18 protein-coding genes are annotated in these 17,843 nt (G+C 69.4%); 4 read left to right on the forward strand and 14 right to left on the reverse strand.

The features are described from left to right. Window position 1: 1 nt before the first annotated feature. Genes E0H45_RS03235 through E0H45_RS03250 form a run of 4 tightly spaced genes read right to left on the reverse strand, consistent with a single transcriptional unit; the run spans window position 2 to window position 5,549 of the window. Window positions 2-628, reverse strand: coding sequence for a SurA N-terminal domain-containing protein (locus tag E0H45_RS03235; protein WP_131334767.1), 627 nt, complete (start codon window positions 626-628; stop codon window positions 2-4). 28 nt (window positions 629-656) lie between these two features. Then, window positions 657-4,286, reverse strand: coding sequence for a transcription-repair coupling factor (mfd, locus tag E0H45_RS03240; protein ID WP_131334768.1), 3,630 nt, complete (start codon window positions 4,284-4,286; stop codon window positions 657-659). Then, entirely contained in the window at window positions 4,283-4,858 is a 576-nt protein-coding gene (pth, locus tag E0H45_RS03245; RefSeq protein ID WP_131334769.1) for an aminoacyl-tRNA hydrolase, read from the reverse strand. The genes mfd and pth overlap by 4 nt, the downstream gene beginning before the upstream one ends. Before the next feature lie 43 nt (window positions 4,859-4,901). Beyond that, window positions 4,902-5,549: a 50S ribosomal protein L25/general stress protein Ctc gene (locus tag E0H45_RS03250; protein ID WP_131334770.1), complete on the reverse strand. Its 648-nt coding sequence runs from the start codon at window positions 5,547-5,549 to the stop codon at window positions 4,902-4,904. A gap of 234 nt (window positions 5,550-5,783) precedes the next feature. Here E0H45_RS03250 and E0H45_RS03255 point away from each other — a divergent pair, with 234 nt between their 5' ends. Continuing rightward, on the forward strand, window positions 5,784-6,449 hold the full coding sequence (locus E0H45_RS03255; RefSeq protein WP_131334771.1) for a hypothetical protein: 666 nt from the start codon (window positions 5,784-5,786) through the stop codon (window positions 6,447-6,449). Here the strand turns inward: E0H45_RS03255 and E0H45_RS03260 are convergent. The 4 genes from E0H45_RS03260 to E0H45_RS42335 are packed head-to-tail and all read right to left on the reverse strand — an operon-like array spanning window position 6,442 to window position 9,825. Next, on the reverse strand, window positions 6,442-7,203 hold the full coding sequence (locus E0H45_RS03260; protein ID WP_131334772.1) for a DUF1932 domain-containing protein: 762 nt from the start codon (window positions 7,201-7,203) through the stop codon (window positions 6,442-6,444). The two genes, E0H45_RS03255 and E0H45_RS03260, sit on opposite strands and share 8 nt — an antisense overlap. A gap of 24 nt (window positions 7,204-7,227) precedes the next feature. Beyond that, window positions 7,228-7,869 carry a response regulator transcription factor gene (locus E0H45_RS03265; RefSeq protein ID WP_131334773.1) on the reverse strand — a complete coding sequence of 214 codons (642 nt, stop codon included), beginning with the start codon at window positions 7,867-7,869 and terminating at the stop codon, window positions 7,228-7,230. Continuing rightward, entirely contained in the window at window positions 7,857-8,507 is a 651-nt protein-coding gene (locus E0H45_RS03270; RefSeq protein ID WP_165546345.1) for a sensor histidine kinase, read from the reverse strand. The genes E0H45_RS03265 and E0H45_RS03270 overlap by 13 nt, the downstream gene beginning before the upstream one ends. Next, complete coding sequence (locus E0H45_RS42335) at window positions 8,428-9,825, reverse strand: V-type ATP synthase subunit I domain-containing protein (RefSeq protein ID WP_165546346.1); 1,398 nt, start codon at window positions 9,823-9,825, stop codon at window positions 8,428-8,430. Before E0H45_RS42335 ends, E0H45_RS03270 begins: the two co-directional genes overlap by 80 nt. Window positions 9,826-9,962: 137 nt before the next feature. On the opposite strand from E0H45_RS42335, the gene E0H45_RS03275 reads away from it, so the two are divergent. Continuing rightward, complete coding sequence (locus E0H45_RS03275) at window positions 9,963-10,646, forward strand: hypothetical protein (protein ID WP_131334775.1); 684 nt, start codon at window positions 9,963-9,965, stop codon at window positions 10,644-10,646. On the opposite strand, the gene E0H45_RS03280 is transcribed toward E0H45_RS03275, so the two are convergent. The 4 genes from E0H45_RS03280 to E0H45_RS03295 form a co-directional block, all read right to left on the reverse strand. Continuing rightward, window positions 10,643-11,623: a ribose-phosphate diphosphokinase gene (locus E0H45_RS03280; RefSeq protein WP_131334776.1), complete on the reverse strand. Its 981-nt coding sequence runs from the start codon at window positions 11,621-11,623 to the stop codon at window positions 10,643-10,645. The genes E0H45_RS03275 and E0H45_RS03280 overlap by 4 nt on opposite strands. A gap of 33 nt (window positions 11,624-11,656) precedes the next feature. Then, on the reverse strand, window positions 11,657-13,105 hold the full coding sequence (gene glmU, locus E0H45_RS03285) for a bifunctional UDP-N-acetylglucosamine diphosphorylase/glucosamine-1-phosphate N-acetyltransferase GlmU (RefSeq protein ID WP_131334777.1): 1,449 nt from the start codon (window positions 13,103-13,105) through the stop codon (window positions 11,657-11,659). 232 nt (window positions 13,106-13,337) lie between these two features. Then, on the reverse strand, window positions 13,338-13,508 hold the full coding sequence (locus E0H45_RS43825; RefSeq protein WP_420323329.1) for a ferredoxin reductase domain-containing protein: 171 nt from the start codon (window positions 13,506-13,508) through the stop codon (window positions 13,338-13,340). Between the two features lie 332 nt (window positions 13,509-13,840). Then, window positions 13,841-14,923: a hypothetical protein gene (locus tag E0H45_RS03295; RefSeq protein ID WP_131334778.1), complete on the reverse strand. Its 1,083-nt coding sequence runs from the start codon at window positions 14,921-14,923 to the stop codon at window positions 13,841-13,843. A gap of 123 nt (window positions 14,924-15,046) precedes the next feature. Here E0H45_RS03295 and E0H45_RS03300 point away from each other — a divergent pair, with 123 nt between their 5' ends. Beyond that, window positions 15,047-15,382, forward strand: coding sequence for a VOC family protein (locus E0H45_RS03300; protein ID WP_131334779.1), 336 nt, complete (start codon window positions 15,047-15,049; stop codon window positions 15,380-15,382). Here E0H45_RS03300 and E0H45_RS03305 read toward each other — a convergent pair. Next, the gene (locus E0H45_RS03305) at window positions 15,375-16,253 is read right to left on the reverse strand and encodes a phosphotransferase family protein (protein WP_165546347.1); all 879 of its coding nucleotides are present in this window, start codon (window positions 16,251-16,253) and stop codon (window positions 15,375-15,377) included. The two genes, E0H45_RS03300 and E0H45_RS03305, sit on opposite strands and share 8 nt — an antisense overlap. Window positions 16,254-16,370: 117 nt before the next feature. Then, window positions 16,371-16,844: a hypothetical protein gene (locus tag E0H45_RS03310; RefSeq protein WP_131334781.1), complete on the reverse strand. Its 474-nt coding sequence runs from the start codon at window positions 16,842-16,844 to the stop codon at window positions 16,371-16,373. 39 nt (window positions 16,845-16,883) lie between these two features. Between E0H45_RS03310 and E0H45_RS03315 the strand changes: the two genes are divergently transcribed. Next, window positions 16,884-17,702 carry an alpha/beta fold hydrolase gene (locus E0H45_RS03315; protein WP_131334782.1) on the forward strand — a complete coding sequence of 273 codons (819 nt, stop codon included), beginning with the start codon at window positions 16,884-16,886 and terminating at the stop codon, window positions 17,700-17,702. Window positions 17,703-17,843: the final 141 nt, after the last annotated feature.

A 17,843-nucleotide genomic window follows, 5' to 3' on the forward strand; every position in this document is an offset into this window, starting at 1 on the left:
GTCAGCCCTGGCCCTGCTGCTGCTGGGCGGCGTCCTCGGCCGCCTTGCGCTTGGCCGCGGTCTGGTCGGACTCCTTGGACAGCGACCCGGAGATCGACGTGTCGAGCCGGCCGTCGCTCCACTGACCGAAGCGCGGTGCGACCGTGACCTTGATGTCCTTCGAGGCGGCGTTCAGGGCCTGCAGCCCCTCCTGTGCCTTCTGCTGGCCGTCCGCGTCGTGGATGCCCTTGCCGCCGGCGAGCTTGATCGTGACGATCAGCGTCGCGGCGAGGTTGTCCAGGAAGGCGCGGGACGCCGGATCGGCCTGCAGCTTCTGGTACGCCTCGGCGCTCGGCGCCACGCCGTTCTTGGCCGCGTCGGCGATCTCCGCGTCGCTGACCGAGATCGCCTTCTGCTGCCGGACCTGCGCCGCGAGCTCGTTGCTGACCATCCCGTTCAGCGCGGCCTGGTCGGGGTACGCCTCACCGAGCGCCGCGCCGACGGCGCGCGAGGTCTGGTCGACGTCGCCGATGCTGATCTCGGTCCCACCGACCATCGCTGCCGCGCCCGGGTGGGTTCCCGCCGCACAGCCGCCGGTCAGCAGCACCGTCGCCACCACCACACCGAGAGCCCGAAGCCGTGTGCTCACCGAATCTCCTCGCCAGTCCCTGTCAGTTTCACGCCGGCACCACAATAGGTTCGGCGATCACGTCGTCGATCAACCGGGTGCACCATTGCAGCAGCTCCTGGTCGCGGAGCGGCTGACCGCCGATCTGCCGGGTGGCAGGTCGTGGCACCAGAATGGTATGCAGTTGCGGCTTCACCAGACTCTTCGGGTACAGCCTGTTGAGCCGGAGCACCTTCGAGTCGGGCAGCTCGACCGGCCCGAACCGGATCATGTTGCCCTGCAGCGTGACGTCGTGCAGCCCTGCCCGGCGGGCGTGGTTGCGGAACTTCGCCACCTCGATCAGGTTCAGCACCGCCTGCGGAATGTCGCCGTACCGGTCGTGCAGTTCCTCGACCAACTCGGCGATGCCCTCGGCGTCGCGGACGGCGGCCAGCCGCTGGTACATCTCCAGCCGCAGCCGCTGTGACGGGACGTAGTCGTGCGGCAGGTGCGCGTCGATCGGCAGCTCGATCTTGACCTCGGGCTCCTCGGCCTGGGTGTCGCCGCGGTACTCCGCGACCGCCTCGCCGACGAGCCGGACGTACAGGTCGAAGCCGACGTCCGCGATGTGCCCGGACTGCTCGCCGCCGAGCAGGTTGCCGGCGCCGCGGATCTCCAGGTCCTTCATCGCGACCGCCATACCGCCGCCCAGGTCCGAGTGCTGCGCGATGGTGGCGAGCCGGTCGTGCGCGGTCTCGGTCAGCGGCTTCTCCGGCGGGAAGAAGAAGTACGCGTACGCGCGCTCCCGGCCGCGACCGACGCGGCCGCGGAGCTGGTGCAGCTGGGACAGGCCGAGCAGGTCGGCGCGCTCGACGATCATCGTGTTCGCGTTCGAGATGTCGATCCCGGACTCGACGATCGTCGTACACACGATCACGTCGAACTGCTTCTCCCAGAAGCCCTGGATCACGTTCTCGAGCGTGTGCTCGTTCATCTGGCCGTGCGCGACGCTGACGCGCGCCTCGGGCACCAGCTGGCGGATCCGCGCGGCCGCCTTCTCGATCGTGTTCACCCGGTTGTGGACGACGAAGACCTGACCCTCGCGGAGCAGTTCGCGCCGGATCGCGGCGGTCACCTGGCCCTCCTCGTAGGCGCCGACGAAGGTCAGCACCGGGTGCCGCTCCTCCGGCGGGGTCGCGATCGTCGACATCTCGCGGATCCCGGTGATCGACATCTCCAGCGTTCGCGGGATCGGTGTCGCCGACATCGTCAGTACGTCGACCGCGGTCCGCAGCCGCTTCAGCTGCTCCTTGTGCTCGACGCCGAACCGCTGCTCCTCGTCGACCACGACCAGTCCGAGGTCCTTGAACGCAACCTCACCGCTGAACAGCCGGTGCGTCCCGATCACCACGTCGACCGACCCGTCGGCCAGGCCGTCGATGGTGGCCTTGGCCTCCTTGTCGGTCTGGAACCGCGACAGCGGGGCCACGTTCACCGGGAAGGCGGCGTACCGCTCGGCGAACGTCGCGTAGTGCTGCTGCACGAGCAGCGTCGTCGGCACGAGTACGGCGACCTGCTTACCGTCCTGCACGGCCTTGAAAGCCGCCCGTACGGCGATCTCCGTCTTGCCGTAGCCGACGTCGCCGCAGACGATCCGGTCCATCGGCATGACGCGTTCCATGTCGTGCTTGACGTCGTCGATGGTGGCGAGCTGGTCGGGCGTCTCCACGAACGGGAACGCGTCCTCCAGCTCACGCTGCCACGGGGTGTCCTTGGCGAACGCGTGGCCCTTGGTCGCCTGGCGCGCGGCGTACAGCTTGATCAGCTCGCCCGCGATCTGCCGGACCGCCTTGCGGGCGCGGCCCTTGCGCTTGGCCCAGTCACCGCCGCCCATCTTGTCGAGCGAGGGCTGCTCGCCACCGACGTACCGGGTGACCTGGTCGAGTTGGTCGGTCGGCACGTACAGCCGGTCGCCGGGTTGTCCGCGCTTGCTCGGCGCGAACTCGATCACGACGTACTCGCGGGTGGCTTTCTGGGATCCGGTGCCGACGGTGCGCTGCATCATCTCGACGTACCGGCCGACGCCGTGCTGCTCGTGCACGACGTAGTCGCCGGGCTGCAGCTCCAGCGGGTCGATCGTCTTCTTGCGGCGCGACGGCATCCGTTGCTGGGAACGGCGTTCGGCCGCCGAACGCTGGCCGGCCAGGTCGTTCTCGGTGAGCACCGCGAACTTAATGCCGTCGGCAATGAACCCCTGCTCCAGCTGGCCCTGCGAGATCAGCACGACGCCGGGCTCGGGGATCTCCTCGATCCCTTCGACCACCCGCGCCGGCAGCTCGGCCTCGGAGAACACCTCGGCCAGCCGCTGCGCGGGGCCGTGTCCTTCGGTGACGCACACAACGCGCCAGCCGTCCCGCAGCCAGCCGCGGATGTCCTCGGCCGCGGCCGCCGTCTCACCGCGGTACGGGTCGACCTCGTGGACGGCGAGGATCTTGCTGGTGACCGCACCGGCCTCGGTGTCGATGTCGAACGCGACCCGCGCGCCCATCGAGTCCCGCAGGTCGGGCGCGTCGGTCGGCGCGGCCGCGAACGGCGACAGGCTCCACCAGGCCAGGCCCCTGCCGAGGGCCTGTGACCGGACGTCGCCGAGCGACATGTACGCCGCCGCGCCCAGGTCGATCGGGGCCTCGCCACCACCGGCGGCAGCGGCCCAGGACGCCTCCAGGAACTCCTGACTGGTCGCCACCAGGTCGTGCGCCCGCGCGCGCACCCGCTCGGGGTCGCTCACAACCACGTGCGTACCGGCCGGCATCAGGTCGACCAGCAGCTCCATGTCGTCGACGAGCACCGGCGCCAGCGACTCCATGCCCTCGACGGCATGCCCTTCGGCGAGCTTCTCGAACAGCTCGGCCAGCTCGGGGTGTTCCTTCGCCAGTACGGCGGCCCGCGCGCGGACCTCTTCGGTCAGCAGCAGCTCGCGGCACGGAGGGGCCCACAGACCGTGCTCGGCGATCTCCAGCGAGCGCTGGTCGGCGACCGCGAAGTACCGGATCTCCTCGACGTCGTCGCCGAAGAAGTCCACCCGCAGCGGGTGCTCCTCGGTCGGCGGGAAGACGTCGATGATGCCGCCGCGGACCGCGAACTCACCGCGCCGCTCGACCAGGTCCACCCGGTGGTACGCCGCGGCAGCGAGCCGCTCGACGACGTCCTCGAGCTCGACCGAGTCGCCGACGTGCAACTGCACCGGCCGCAGGTCCGCGAGTCCGGCGACCTGCGGCTGCAGCACGGACCGCACCGGCGCGACGAGGATCCGGATCGGGCCGGTCGTCTCGTCGGACGGATCTGGATGGACGAGCCGACGCAGTACGGCGAGCCGACGGCCGACCGTGTCGGAGCGAGGCGACAGCCGCTCGTGCGGGAGCGTCTCCCAGGCCGGGTAGTAGGCGACGGTGCCGGGCTCCTCGACGAGGCACTGGAGGGCCTCGGTGAGCTCCTCGGCCTCGCGGAAGGTGGCGGTGACGGCGAGCACCGGGCGGTCGGCGCCGTTCTGGGCCGCGGCGATCGCGGCGAGCAGGACCGGGCGCACCGGCGTCGGCGCGCTCAGGTCGAGGGTCGTGACGCCGTCACCGCGGGCGTCTCGGACGGCCTCGGCCACCACCGGATCGGTGATCAGGGTGTCGACCAGACCGCTGAGCTTCACGTGTTGTACTTCCCTTGAGTTGCCTCTAGGCCGTCGGTGAGCAGGGATTCGACCGCGTCCGCGGTCCGGTCCACGGCGAACGGAAGGTCCTTGCGTTCGGTCGAGGAGAACTCGTTGAGGACGAAGTCGGCGGGCGCCTGCCGGCCCGGTGGACGACCCACACCGAACCGAACTCGATAGTACTCACCGGTGCCAAGCGATTTGCGCAGCGATTTCAGCCCGTTGTGGCCGTTGTCGCCGCCGCCGAACTTGCACCGCAGGACACCGAAGTCGATGTCCAGCTCGTCGTGCACCACGACCAGGTTGGCCGGGTCCAGCTTGAAGAACTTCAGCAGCCCGGAGACCGGTCCGCCGGACTCGTTCATGTACGAGCGGGGCTTGGCCAGGACCGTCCGCAGGCCGCTGATCCGGGTCTCGATCACCTCGGACTTCACCTGCTTGCTCTGCTTCCACTTCGCACCGGTCCGGGCCGCCAGCTCGTCGGCGACCAGGTGCCCGATGTTGTGCCGGGTGCGGGCATACGAAGGGCCGGGATTCCCCAGTCCGACGACCAACCACACGTCGTCCGCCACGGATCCCGGCCCTCCCGAAGATATCTGGTGCTGCGGCAGCAGGTTACTCGGCCGCGGCGGCCACCGGCTCCTCGGCTGCAGCCTCCGGCTCGGCGCGCTCGATGCCGGCTTCGGCCTCGGCCTCGGCCAGCTCCGCCTCGGCCTGCTCGGCGGTCTGCTGGGCGGTGATGTTCACGATCAGGGTGTCCGGCTCGATGGCCAGCGTCGTACCGGTCGGCAGGGTCAGGTCGGACGCGTGGATCTGGGCGCCCACCTCCAGGCCCTCGATGGAGACGGTGACGCCGTCCGGGATGTGCGTCGCCTCGGCCTCGACCAGGATGCTCTGCGCTTCCAGCACGACCAGGGTGTCGCTGACGGCCTCGCCCTCGAGGTGCACCGCGATGTCGACCTGAACCTTCTCGCCGCGGCGGACGATGACCAGGTCGACGTGCTCGATGAAGCCCTTGATCGGGTCGCGCTGGACCTGCTTCGGCAGCGCCAGGTGGGACTCGCCGTCCTCGACCTCGATCAGCAGCAGGGCGTTGGCGGTCTTCAGGGCCAGCATGGTGTCGTGACCGGGCAGCGTGATGTGCACCGGGTCACTGCCGTGGCCGTAGAGGACGGCGGGAACCTTGTTGTCCCGGCGGATTCGGCGGGCAGCTCCCTTGCCGAACTCCGTACGCGATTCGGCGTGGATCTTGACCTCGGCCACGAGATGAACTCCTCAAAAGCGTTGCGGTGATCAGTTGTCTGGATGGAACTCGGCTGCGGCCTCAGCGGGCGCCTGCTGACCCCGAGAAGGCGTCAGGCAACGAACCACCGCGTCGATCACGGAGCCGCGCCCAACAGTTCACGGGGGGCGTCCCTCGCCGAGGCAACCAAAACAGTCTACCCACGAGCGCGGCCAGACGGGAAATCCGGCCCCGGTGTTCGGTACGTTGCCGGGGTGATCTCGCCGTACTCCGTTCTCAGCCTGCTGTTTCCGGTGGTTTTCATCGGTGCGATGACGTGGCTGATCGTCTGGAGCACGCGCCGGCGGCGAGCGAGGCTGAGGCAGCGCGCCGCGCAGGTGGCGTCGGTCGGGTGGTACCCGGTCCCACCGAACCCGTGGCTGGCGCAGATCGCCGCCAACCTGTTCCGGGAGGGCGAGCCCGGTGAGACGTACGCCGGCGTGTACCAGGGTCGCGGCCTGTGCGTGCTCGACTACACGTACGTCACCAGCAACGGCAAGAGCCAGCAGACGCACACCGTCAACCTGGTCGCGCTGACCCTCCCGGTCGCGCTGCCACCGCTCACGGTGAGGCACGAATCGGGCCTGCGGATGTTCCGGGGGCGCGATCTCGAACTGGAGAACCAGCAGTTCAACGACCAGTTCCGGGTGGAGTGCTTCGACGACCGGTACGCGTCGGCCGTCATGCACCCCCGGATGATGGAGTGCGTCCTGTTCAACCCGGGCCTGGAGTGGCAGGTCGCCGGAAGCGCGTTCGTGTCCTGGTCGGCCAACGGCTTCGCCGTACCGGATGTGCTGGCCCGGCTGGACGCGATGACACGGCTGATCGACCTGATCCCACCGTTCGTACTCCGCGACTACGGGCAGCCGACGTTCAGCTGAGTCTGGTCCAGACCTGACGGAGGGCTCGGGCTGCGTCGCCTTCGAGTCCGGCTGCGTCCAAGGTCTCGGCCAGTTCGTCGAACTCCGGGCCCCAGCGCCAGGCGACGCTACGGAGATGTTCCGGGAGGGCGGGATCCTTCAAGGAGCCGCCGTCGGCGCGGGTCTGCTGTGCGATGAGCGCCTCGGTGACACCGTGCTTCTCGGCCAGCTGGAAAGCGAGCACCGCCAGTGCCGCCTTGCCCTTGTTGTACAGGGCGTACGACGATTTCGCCGCGCTGGCCGCACCTGGTTCGGAGCCGACCACCATCGGGGTGACCGCCGTACCGGCCCACAACGTCGCGACCTGGTCAGCCGCCGTACCGGACAGCATCAGATGCGTCGGGCTAGGACCACCGGTCGGCGGCGGCCCGACCACACCGGCGTCGACGAACGTCGCATCGGGTACGGCGGATTGAGCCTCCCGCAGCGACGTCGGGGACAGCGGATTCGCCTCGACGTACAAGCCCGCGAAGCCCGCAGCGCCGACCTGCTTGGCGATGTCGACCGCCCCTTGCGGTGCGCATGAACACAGCACCGCCTCGGCGCCGCCAACCGCGTCGGCGAACGACGCACCGATCAGCCCGGCCTCGTCGGCCCGCGCCTTGGAAGCATCACTGCGACCCTCCGGCACCCAGCGCACCTCGTGGCCGGCAGCGACCAGCTGCGCCGCGAGCTTCGAGCCCATCGCACCGGGATGGAAGACAGCGATTCGCATGGCGCCAGTCCTTCGGGAGAGCGGTCAATGCTCTCCAAGATAGGCGAGAACCGCGAGCACCCGGCGGTGCTGTTCGTCGTTGGTGAGCAGGCCGAGCTTCGCCAGGATGCTGCCGACGTGCGTCTCGACGGTCCGCTCGGTCAGGAACAGCCGCCGGCCGATGCCGACGTTGGTGCAGCCCTCGGCCATCAGCGCGAGCACTTCGCGCTCGCGCGGGGTCAGCGGCGCGAGGCGGTCGTCGGCCTGCCGCCGGCCGATCAACCGGCTGACGACCTCCGGGTCGAGGGCCGACCCACCGGCCGCGACCCGGTCCAGGGCGTCCAGGAACTCGTCGACTGCCAGCACGCGGTCCTTGAGCAGGTAGCCGAAGCGACCGGTCGCGACCAGTTCGACGGAGTGCCGGGTCTCGACGTGCTGGGAGAGCAGCACGATCCCGAGTTCGGGGTGCAGGACCCGAAGCCGGCGGGCGGCCCGGGCACCGTCGTCGGTCCCGTCGGGCGGCATCCGGATGTCGATCACGGCCAGGTCCGGCCGGGTATCCGCGATCACGGTCAGCAGGCTCGTGGCGTCCGCGGCCAGGCCGGCGATCTCGTGGCCCGCGTCGGCCAGGAGACGCGCCAGCCCTTCCCGGAACAGCGCCGAGTCCTCGCCGATCACGATTCGCACGGCAGCACCGCCTCCACCGTCGTACCCCGGCCGGCCGGGCTCCGCAGCTCCAGCGCACCACCGACCGCCGCGACCCGATCGAGCAGTCCGCTCAGCCCCGAGCCGGGCCGCGGTACGGCGCCCCCGCACCCGTCGTCCTCGATCCGGACCCGCATCGCATCGGCCGATCGCGCCACCCGGACCACGATCGCCGTGGCGTTCGCGTACTTCGCCGCGTTCGTCACCGCTTCGGCGGCCACGAAGTACGCCGTCGTCGCGAGCTCCTCGGGCAGATCGGCCGGGATCTGCAGCCGGACCGGTATCGGCAGCGACTGGGTGATCGCGCTCAACGCGGCGTGCAGGCCGTCGTCGAGGCTGGTCGGGCGCAGGCCGTGGGCGATCTGTCGCAGTTCGGCGACCGCGGTCCCGAGTTCGGCGACGCCCTGATCGAGCAACCCGTTCACGTCGACCGTCCCGTCGTCCAGATGCCGCTGGGCCAGCCGCATGGCCATCCCCAACGCAACCAGCCGCTGCTGCGCGCCGTCGTGCAGATCCCGCTCCAGCCGCCGCCGCTCCTCGTCACCCGCCTGCACCAGCCGCGCGCGGCTCGCGGCCACCTCGCGAAGGGCGCCCGCCAGCTCCGCGCGCAGCCGCGTCACCTCCACAAGACTGGCCGCCGCGGCCGCCACTGCTTTCAGTACGGCGGGAGAGGTCATGTCGGGATGCGAGTACGCCGATCTGCTCACCGCCCAGCAGCACCGGGACCAACCGCGGCCCTGCCACCGGCGAACCTGTGGCGTCGACGAAGCCGGACGCTCCCGGGATCAGCAGGCCGACGCGAAGGGCCGGATCGCGGAGCGCACTCCGCAGCGCGGACTCGAGGTCCTCCGGCTGGGCCTGCTCGGTGTGGATCCGACGCTGCAGATCCTCGATCGCCAGCAGTGCGGCACGTCGCGGTGGGTAGAGCCGCCGGTCGACGGCGCGCTGCAGCCGGGTTCGCAACGGCGCCAGGATCAACGCGCAGACGGCCGTCGCGGCAGCCGCGACAACAGCCGAGTCGCGTCCCAGTACCAGTCCGAGTGAGACGGCCGCGACGGCGTACGTGCCCAGCAGGACGACCATCACGATGCTGTAGCTGACGGTGTCGGCCAGCACCCGGTCGACGTCGTACAGGTCGTGCCGGAGCATCGCCACCGCGACGGAGGCCGGGAGGGACACCAGCGTCACGATCCCGAAGACGGTCGCGACGATTCCGCTGTGACCCGAGACCAGGATTTCGGCCAGGCACACGAGCGGGTAGACCACGGCGGCCAGGCCGGCGAGTAACAGCCACTTCAGCTGCGCACGGACGGTGCCGGTCGAGCCGCGGTACCGGATCGCCACCGGAACGACCGCGGTCAGGCAGAGCGCGAGGAACCCGAAGAACACGACCTCGCTCACCACGCCGAGGACTCCGGTTAGCGGCAGGTACGGCCGAGGCAAGTTCTGGAGCGGCGACAGGAACGGTTCCGAGGTGAACGCACCGAAGGCCTGCTGGCCTACGCCAAGCACCAGCAGCGCCAGGGGAACCGGTCGCCACCGACGACTCACCAGCTGACCTGTCGGGAAGTAGAGCAACAGGAAGGCGACCGCGGCCAGCAGCCACCAGCCGCTCTCGCCGAGCCAGGCGACCACCCGGCTGTCCAGCGGCAGGCGCCCCGGATCGTGTACGACGGCGTTGTAGTAGACGTCGCGTGCGGTCAGGAACACGGCGATCGCGCCGATCCAGCCAAGGATCGCCCCGACGGGGTTGGTCGGCTGCCGGCGAGCGACTGCGAGCCCGAGTGCCGCGATCGCGGTTCCGATCGCCGCCAGACCGATGAAGTTCCGCAGCGTGTGCGGGCCGGTGCGGTACGCGACCAACAGCCAGGAGCTTCCCGCCACGAGCGTCAGAACGAGCAGGAAGGTACCGAGCGCGACCCACCGTGGCCACCGCATGTCGTCAGGGTAAGGCCGGTTTCGGCCGGATGACTCCGAGCCAGCACGGAGAACTGGGTCCGTGCTCTCTGCGATGTGCCGACCCGCCGTGCGGACGTTCCCTGGAACCGTCCGAATTACTCGCGGGAGGGGTCCCGATGTCCACCACAACTGTCCGGCCGAACGTCGTACCGGCCGATCCTGTCACCCGCCGGCGCATCGGCGCGATCGGCCTCGTACTCACCATCAGCAACGTCATCGCGACGCCCGGCGGAGTGCTCTGGCCCGAACCGTCCGGCGGCGGCGAGACCTACTCGTACGCCGACATCCAGCCGCTGCGGGACCGCTGGTGGGGCCTGCTGGTCGTCCTGGGTGTCAGCGCGCTCCTCGGCGTCGCGGCTCAGGCCTTCCTCACCAGCTACCTCGTCCGCGAGCGCGGTGCGGCGTGGGCCACGACCGGCGGATTCCTGATGTGGATCGGGATCGCGTTCCAGGCGGTCGGTGTCGGCGGGCTCGCAGCGACGTACTACGTCGCCACCGGGGTCGATGCCACGACGGGCGGCGCGGTGATCGACAACGCCAACGACGACCTGCTCCACCTGTTCGGCCCGATGCTCGCCGGCGCGTTGATGGTTGCCGTCGGAACGGTGATCCAGGTGGTCGGGTTGTGGCGGTCGCACGCCGTACCGCGCTGGGTGCCGCTGCTCGTGCTGTTCATCGTGGTCAGCTTCGTGGTCCCCGGCAACGGGTGGATCGGGCTGGCCGTGCAGATCCCGATGGCGGCCGGTGGGATCGCCATCGCGTACTACGCGTGGCGCCGGGCCGCCGTCGGCACTGTCTAGGCGCGGCCTTCGAACAGGCTGGTCACCGAGCCGTCCTCGAAGACCTCGCGGATGGCTCGGCTGATCAGCGGCGCGATCGACAGTTCGGTGAGCTTGTCGAAGCGGCGCTCCTCGGCGATCGGCAGCGTGTTGGTGACGATCACCTCGCTGGCCTGGCAGTTCTTCAGCCGGTCCACCGCGGGGCCGGACAGGATCGCGTGCGTCGCGGCGATGACCACGCCCGCGGCGCCCTCGGCGTACAGCGCGTCGGCCGCCTTGGTGATGGTGCCCGCGGTGTCGATCATGTCGTCGACCAGGATGCAGACCCGGCCCTTGACCTCACCGACGACCCGGTTCGCGACCGTCTCGTTCGGGCGGTCGATGTCGCGGGTCTTGTGGATGAAGGCCAGCGGCGCGTTGTTCAGCCGCGCCGACCACTGCTCGGCCACCTTGATCCGGCCGGCGTCCGGCGACACCACGGCCAGCTGCTGGTCGCCGTACTTCTGGCGCACGTAGTCGCTCAGGATCGGCAGCGCCATCAGGTGGTCCACCGGCCCGTCGAAGAAGCCCTGGATCTGCGAGGTGTGCAGGTCCACGCAGATCAGCCGGTTGGCGCCCGCGGTCTTGAACAGGTCGGCCATCAGCCGGGCCGAGATCGGCTCCCGGCCGCGGTGCTTCTTGTCCTGCCGCGCGTACCCGTAGAACGGGAGCACCACGGTGATCCGCTTGGCCGACGCCCGCTTCAGCGCGTCGACCATGATCAGCTGCTCCATGATCCACTCGTTGATCGGCGAGGTGTGGCTCTGGATCACGAACGCGTCGCTGCCCCGGACCGACTCCTCGAACCGGACGTAGATCTCGCCGTTGGCGAAGTCGTACGCCTGGGTCGGGACCAGGCCGGACCCGAGCTCCGTGGCCACCTCCTCGGCGAGACCGGGATGCGCCCGGCCGGAGAAAACCATCAGGTTCTTCTCGGTGGTTCGTTTCATCCCGCTCATCGCGCGCGCCTCCCGTTGTTTCGCGTGTACCGCTCAGGCCTGCTCGTCCGGCTGGTCGGCGAGCGCCGCCTCGGCCGCCGCGGCGGTCTTGGTGCCGGGACGCTTCCGCGCGACCCAGCCCTTGATGTTGCGCTGCCGGCCGCGTGCGACCGCGATCTCGCCCGGGCCGACGTCCTCGGTGAGCGCCGTACCGGCCGCCAGGTAGGCGCCGTCCGCGATCGTCCGCGGGGCCACCAGCACCGAGTTGCTGCCGATGAACGAGTGCTTGCCGACGTGCGTCGGGTGCTTCGCGACACCGTCGTAGTTCGCGAAGATCGTGCCGGCGCCGATGTTCGCGCCCTCGCCGATCGTCGCGTCGCCGGCGTACGTCAGGTGCGGGACCTTGGCGCCGTCGCCGATGGTGGAGTTCTTGGTCTCCACGAAGGTGCCGATCTTGCCCTTCACGCCGAGCTTGGTGCCCGGGCGCAGGTACGCGAACGGGCCGACCGATGCGCCGTCCCCGATCACAGCCAGCGTCCCATGGGTGCGGATGATCGTCGCGTTCTCGCCGATCTCCAGGTCCGTCAGGGTGGTGTCCGGGCCGATCGTCGTACCGCTGCCGACCGTCGTCGCGCCGTGCAGCTGGGTGTTCGGCAGCAGGGTGACGTCGCGGGCGACCTGGACGGTCTGGTCGACCCAGGTGGTGTTCGGGTCGACGATCGTGACGCCCTCGCGCATCAGGCGGGTGAGGGTACGGCGGTTCAGCTCGGCGCGGAGCGTGGCGAGCTGGACCCGGTCGTTGACGCCCTCGGTCTGCATCTCGTCGCCGGTGACGTGCGAGCCGACCCGCTTGCCGTCGTTCCTGGCGATGCCGATCACGTCGGTCAGGTAGAGCTCGCCCTGGGCGTTGTCGGTGGTGAGCCGGCTGAGACCGTCCCGCAGGGTGGCCGCGTCGAAGACGTAGATCCCGGCGTTGATCTCGTCGATCGCCCGCTGCTCCGCGGTGGCGTCCTTGTGCTCGACGATCGCGGCGACGGTGCCGTCCGGCCCCTGCACGATCCGCCCGTACCCGGTCGGGTCGGGGACCCGCGCGGTCAGGACGGTGACCGCGTTGCCGTGCTTGTCGTGCTCGGCGATCAGGTCGTGGAGCGTCTCCGCCTCGAGCAGCGGGACGTCGCCGGAGGTCACGATCACCGAGCCGTCGAAGTCGGCCGGTACGGCGGTCAGCCCGGCGCGGACCGCGTCGCCGGTGCCCAGCTGCTGCTCCTGGACGGCGGTGCGGGCCTGCGGGTCGACGGCCTCGAGATGTTGCTCGACCAGTTCGCGGCCGTTGCCGACCACGACCACGAGGTGTTCGGGGCTGAGCGCCCGGGCGGTGAGCACGGCATGCCCGACGAGACTGCGCCCGCCGATCTCGTGCAACACCTTCGGGGTCGCCGATTTCATCCGGGTGCCCAGACCGGCGGCCATGATGACGACCGCCGTGGGGCGATGGGAAGTCACGCGGTCTTCTCCTCGAGTTCCCTGCGAGTTCTTTCGACAAGTATCAGCATGGGCACCCGAAACAGCGCCCGCGCAAGCCTACTTGCTTACCGGATGCCCGCTCGCACGGGGACGGCGAGACCGATGTCACCCCTGCCGTAACAGCAATCGGCGCGGCTGGTGACTCTCAGTGATCCTCGGGGTCCGCTTCGCCGCGTTTCCAGTAGCCGCGGATGACGGCGTCGGACATGGGTCAGGGTCGGAGCGGACGAAGCGCATCGGCCTCGCCGGCGGCGAAGAGGAAGGTCCGGGGTGGGACCGCGAGGGACAGGACGTGCGTGGCGAGCGTGCCGCGCGGGATCCAGTGGACCTTCGTGTTGGCGCGGCTGGCGAGCGGGTACGCCGACTCGTCCGGGTGGTCGATCTCGACGACGACGTCGGCGCTCAGGTGGCTCGGGGCCTCGTCGAGCCAGCGGGCGGTCAGTCACTCCGTGCAGGCGAAACCCACCTCGATCCGGCCGACACGCCATACGGTCTACCGGTTGTGCCTGCGTGAGGATCCGGTGGGGTTGGCCGGGCTGCGGGTCGCGCGAGCCCTCACCAACGATCCAGCCGACCCGACCAGTCTGGACGAATGGGCGGGCCGGCTGCATATGAGTGCGAAGACGCTGCAACGGGACTTCCGGGTCGGTTACTCGAGCGCATCGGCGTACATCGCGGCGTTCCGTCGTACCTTCGGCCGTACGCCGGGGCAGATCAGCGACTGAACGCGGCGAGCGCGGCGAACGGGGACTGCGCCGACGCGGCGGACATCCCGACCGTCCAGACGCGATCCTTCGTGGTCGTGACGCCGGTTAGGGTTCCGGTCGCAGCCTTGGGCGCCGGGCCTGCGACGAGCTTCGAGCCGCTCAGCTGGAGGACGTACGGTTTCGCGATCTGGTCGGCGCCTTCGAATCGTTCGCCGACGACGACGGGCAGATTGTTGCGGAGGGCAACGTCGTACAGCTGGGCCATGCCGGCCGGGACCGCGACCTTGGTCCACTTGGTGCCGTTGTAGTGCAGGGCGAGCGGGGCGATGCCGGACGCGTACTGGACGCCGACGAGCCAGATGTTCTTCGGGCCGGCAGCCGCCATACCGGTCGGGATCTGCGAGCCGTCGGTCGGCAGGTCCTTGACCAGCGTCCAGCGCTTTCCGTCGAAGTGCGCGAGGCCGGCGTTGAGGCCGAGCCAGGCGTTCTTCGCGGACAGGACGGTCAGCACGTTGCCGTTGATCGATCCCTCCAGGCCGGTGTTGAGGGCCTGCCACTTCCCGGCGGCGTAGCGGTAGACGACGGCGCGTTCCTTGCCACCGACGTTCGCCCAGCCGGTGACCCAGGCCGAGGCGTCCGGCGCGATCACGACGTCGTCGAACGATCCCGTGGGTACGGCGGGAGGCTTGACGACCTGCCACTTGGCGCCGTTCCAGTGCAGGGCGAGCGGTTTGGGCTGGTCCGGGTTGGTGCGGTCCTCACCTACGGCCCAGACGTTCTTCGCCGTACCCACCGCGACGCTTTCCAGGCTCGCGTTGGTCTTCACCGGTTGGGTCGTGGCCTTCCAGGCCTTGCCGTCCCAGCGCATCGCCAGCGGGCGCTGGACGGCGAAGTCGTCCACCTGGTCGCCGCCGACAGCCCAGGTCCCACCTGCTCCGGTGGCCACGTCGTTGAACGTGGCCGGCTGCCGATGAGTCGCGGTTGTTGTCCACTGCAACGATCCTTGCGTGGCCGTTTCCTGGGCCGTTTCCTGGGCCGGGCGAGCGACCGCGGTACCTGCCGTGACCGCAGTCGCCAGGGCCCCGGTCATCACTACGAACATGCTTTTCTTCAGTCTCACAACGATCCCCTCCGAGTCAGCGTCTCCTACATCCCTCCCGACGCTGCGGCACCCCCACTGCGTTACACCCCGTTTTCTGCAACCCTGGAAGGCATGGCCCTCACACTCGGAGCAATCGTCCTGAACGTCCCGGACACCGGCCCCGCCGCCGACTTCTGGCGCGAGGCCCTCGGCCTCACCGCCGACCCACACAACCCGGACTACCTCGCCCCACCGCCCGGCACCCCGGCCACCAGCGTCCACCTCGACAGCACCGACCGCACCCACTTCGACCTCTGGGTAGACAAGGAAACCTCAACCCCGGAAGCCGAAGTGGACCGCCTGATCGCCCTCGGCGCCGAACGAGTAGAAGACTGGACCTACCCACCCAACGCCGATTTCGTAGTCCTGAAAGCCCCCGACGGCACCATCTTCTGCATCATCAGCTGAGCAGTGCTGCGACCTGCGGGCTGTTGAGGAGGTTTGCGGTCAGGGGGACGTGGGTGTCGCGGTTGTAGGGGTCCTGGTCGTGGGCGTTGGCGATGATCAGGGAGTAGGCGCAGCGGTAGCCGAGGAGCTGTTCGGTGTCGTACCCGAGCCGGGCGGCGAACTCCGTGTCGAAGGCTGCTTCGACCTCGCGGGCCCGGGGTGACCAGAGGTCGATGACGGTTGCGGTGGCAGCGGCTTCGAAGACCGGGTCGCCGGGCACGGTCAGGAGGCCGAAGTCGAGGAGCGTTACGGGGCGGAGGTTCCCGTCCACGAGGATGTTTCCGGCGGTGACGTCGCCGTGGACCAGGCGTGTCTCCGGTTCCTTGAGGTCGGACAGCAGCCCGAAGAGGTTCTCGATCTTCGTCTCGAAGTCGTCGATGACCGGGCTCAGTTGATCGCCGAAGCGCGCCACTCGCCGACGGACGAGACCCGACAGCGCGTCGATCCACGACACGCCATCCGGCCGGAACGGGTCCGGTTCGTCGAGCACCGTCGTACGGCGAAGGACGGCCGGCGCCTCGACCTGCGCGAGTGCCTCGACCACCTCGACGACGCAGTCCCGCATCCGCTCCCAGCCGGCATCGCCGAACTGCGGCGCCACGGTGTGCAGCGGGACTCCGGGCAGCTCTTCCTCGATCGTCACCCAGTAGGGCCCTGGGCGGTGCAGGTCCAGCACGCGCGGCGTGCGATAGGGCAGACGGCCGTCGAGCGCGGCGTACAACTCCCCCAGCGTTCGCAGCTCGCTCTCGCCCGCGTGGAACCAGATCTTCGCGACCTTCTCCCCACCGAGCCGAAACACCGCTCCCTGCATCCCGATCGCAACCTGCTCCACCTCCCGGTACCCCAGGCTGTGAAGCTGTTCCTGCAGAAAAGCGTCCGACAACGACATGCCGAGAGACCCTAGTCGCACTCCTCGCAAGGTGTCTGTCGATTTTGGCCCGGCGCAGGCTCAGTCGTACGAGCGTTCGGCGAAGCTGAGGCCGCCGCGTTCGGGGTGGGTCAGGTACTGGGCCTTGCTGTGGACGGCCGGGGTGCGGACGTACTGCGTAAAGCCGGGTGCGCGGAGGCGGAGGTCGAAGTTGTGGCCCTCGACGTGCCACAACGGGTCCGGGCGGTCGTCGGGCGGGTCGAGCCGGTGCAGGTCGGCGATCTCGAGCAGGTCGTTCATCGGCTCGAGCTCTCCCGAGATGTCCCACGCCTCGTCGAACACCAACGTCGCCGGCGCGATCCAGAACGTGAAGTTCCGCCGCGCGAACGCCGGATCCACCCACCGCACGATGTAGTCGAGATCGAGCAGGACGCGCTGCCAGGGGAACCCGTCGTCCTCACGTACGCCGATGCTCACCGCGTGCACGCGGCAGTCGTGCCAGCCCATCACCTCGAAGTCGGCCGCCGTCCAGGTCGCCTTCTCCAGCTCCGTCATCGCACCAGTATTGTCGGAAGGGCCTGGAATCCTTGCGGTATGGGTGATTCGCTGGTGGATGTCGGGGACGTCACGCTGTTCGTCCGGGAGCTCGGGCAGCGGGGTGATCGGCCTTCTGTGGTGGTGATTCACGGCGGGCCTGATGTCGGGCACGGGTACCTGGTGCCTGGGTTCGAGCCGTTGGCCCGGGATCATCACGTGGTGCTGTTCGACTTCCGCGGGTGCGGGCGGAGCAGTCGGGGATTGCCCGACGACGACCTGCAGCCGGAGTACGTCGTACAGGACACGCATCGGTTGATCGAGAGACTCGGGCTCGGGGCGGTCGACCTGGTCGGGTTCTCGACGGGTGGGCGGGCGGCGATGGAGTTCGTGCACCAGCATCCCGAGCAGGTACGGCGTTTGGTGCTCGCGTCGACGTCGGCGTACTCGTCCACGGAGGGTGCCGTCTACCTCGCAGACTGGGACGAGTACCAGCGCCGCCAACGGGTCGAGGACGAGGCGAACGGTGCCTTGCGCAACTCGACGATCTTCGTGTGGGACCTCGCCCGCGCGCCGGCGTACCTGCAACTGCTCGAGTCCCTGGACACCGACCTCGGCGACTGGTCCGAGGAACGCGCGATCAACGGCCTCATGCACCCGTGGATCACCGGCGACCCCGAACAGATCCTCCGTGGCTTCGCGAAACCCATCCTCATCCTGCACGGCGAGAAGGACATGGGCTTCCCCGTCCAACTCGCGCACCGCCTCCACGCAGCCGTCCCCAGCCAACTCGCCGTCATCCCCGCCACCGCCCACATGTGCCACTTCGAACAACCCGAAACCTGGGCCCACCACATCCGCACGTTCCTGGACGACTGAAAACCGGGTGCCAGGCTCTCGCGGCGTCGCTACGATCGTGCGCTGAGTGTCAGGGCGAGGAGGAGGTGGTTGCTGTGCGCGTTTCCTGCGCGGTGCCGCCTCGGATCTTCTGGCGGCTCTGACTCTCACCGGGGCTCACCG

The organism is Kribbella soli, from assembly GCF_004331345.1.
Taxonomy (GTDB): domain Bacteria; phylum Actinomycetota; class Actinomycetes; order Propionibacteriales; family Kribbellaceae; genus Kribbella; species Kribbella soli.

What these genes read in the sequence shown, in the direction of transcription:
- E0H45_RS42335 (WP_165546346.1), bottom strand. Translation starts at nt 9,825, where the DNA reads ATGCGGTGGCCACGGTGGGTCGCGCTCGGTACCTTCCTGCTCGTTCTG.
- E0H45_RS03260 (WP_131334772.1), bottom strand. Translation starts at nt 7,203, where the DNA reads ATGCGAATCGCTGTCTTCCATCCCGGTGCGATGGGCTCGAAGCTCGCG.
- E0H45_RS03275 (WP_131334775.1), top strand. Translation starts at nt 9,963, where the DNA reads ATGTCCACCACAACTGTCCGGCCGAACGTCGTACCGGCCGATCCTGTC.
- E0H45_RS03310 (WP_131334781.1), bottom strand. Translation starts at nt 16,844, where the DNA reads ATGACGGAGCTGGAGAAGGCGACCTGGACGGCGGCCGACTTCGAGGTG.
- E0H45_RS03300 (WP_131334779.1), top strand. Translation starts at nt 15,047, where the DNA reads ATGGCCCTCACACTCGGAGCAATCGTCCTGAACGTCCCGGACACCGGC.
- E0H45_RS03280 (WP_131334776.1), bottom strand. Translation starts at nt 11,623, where the DNA reads ATGAGCGGGATGAAACGAACCACCGAGAAGAACCTGATGGTTTTCTCC.
- E0H45_RS03315 (WP_131334782.1), top strand. Translation starts at nt 16,884, where the DNA reads ATGGGTGATTCGCTGGTGGATGTCGGGGACGTCACGCTGTTCGTCCGG.
- E0H45_RS03295 (WP_131334778.1), bottom strand. Translation starts at nt 14,923, where the DNA reads ATGACCGGGGCCCTGGCGACTGCGGTCACGGCAGGTACCGCGGTCGCT.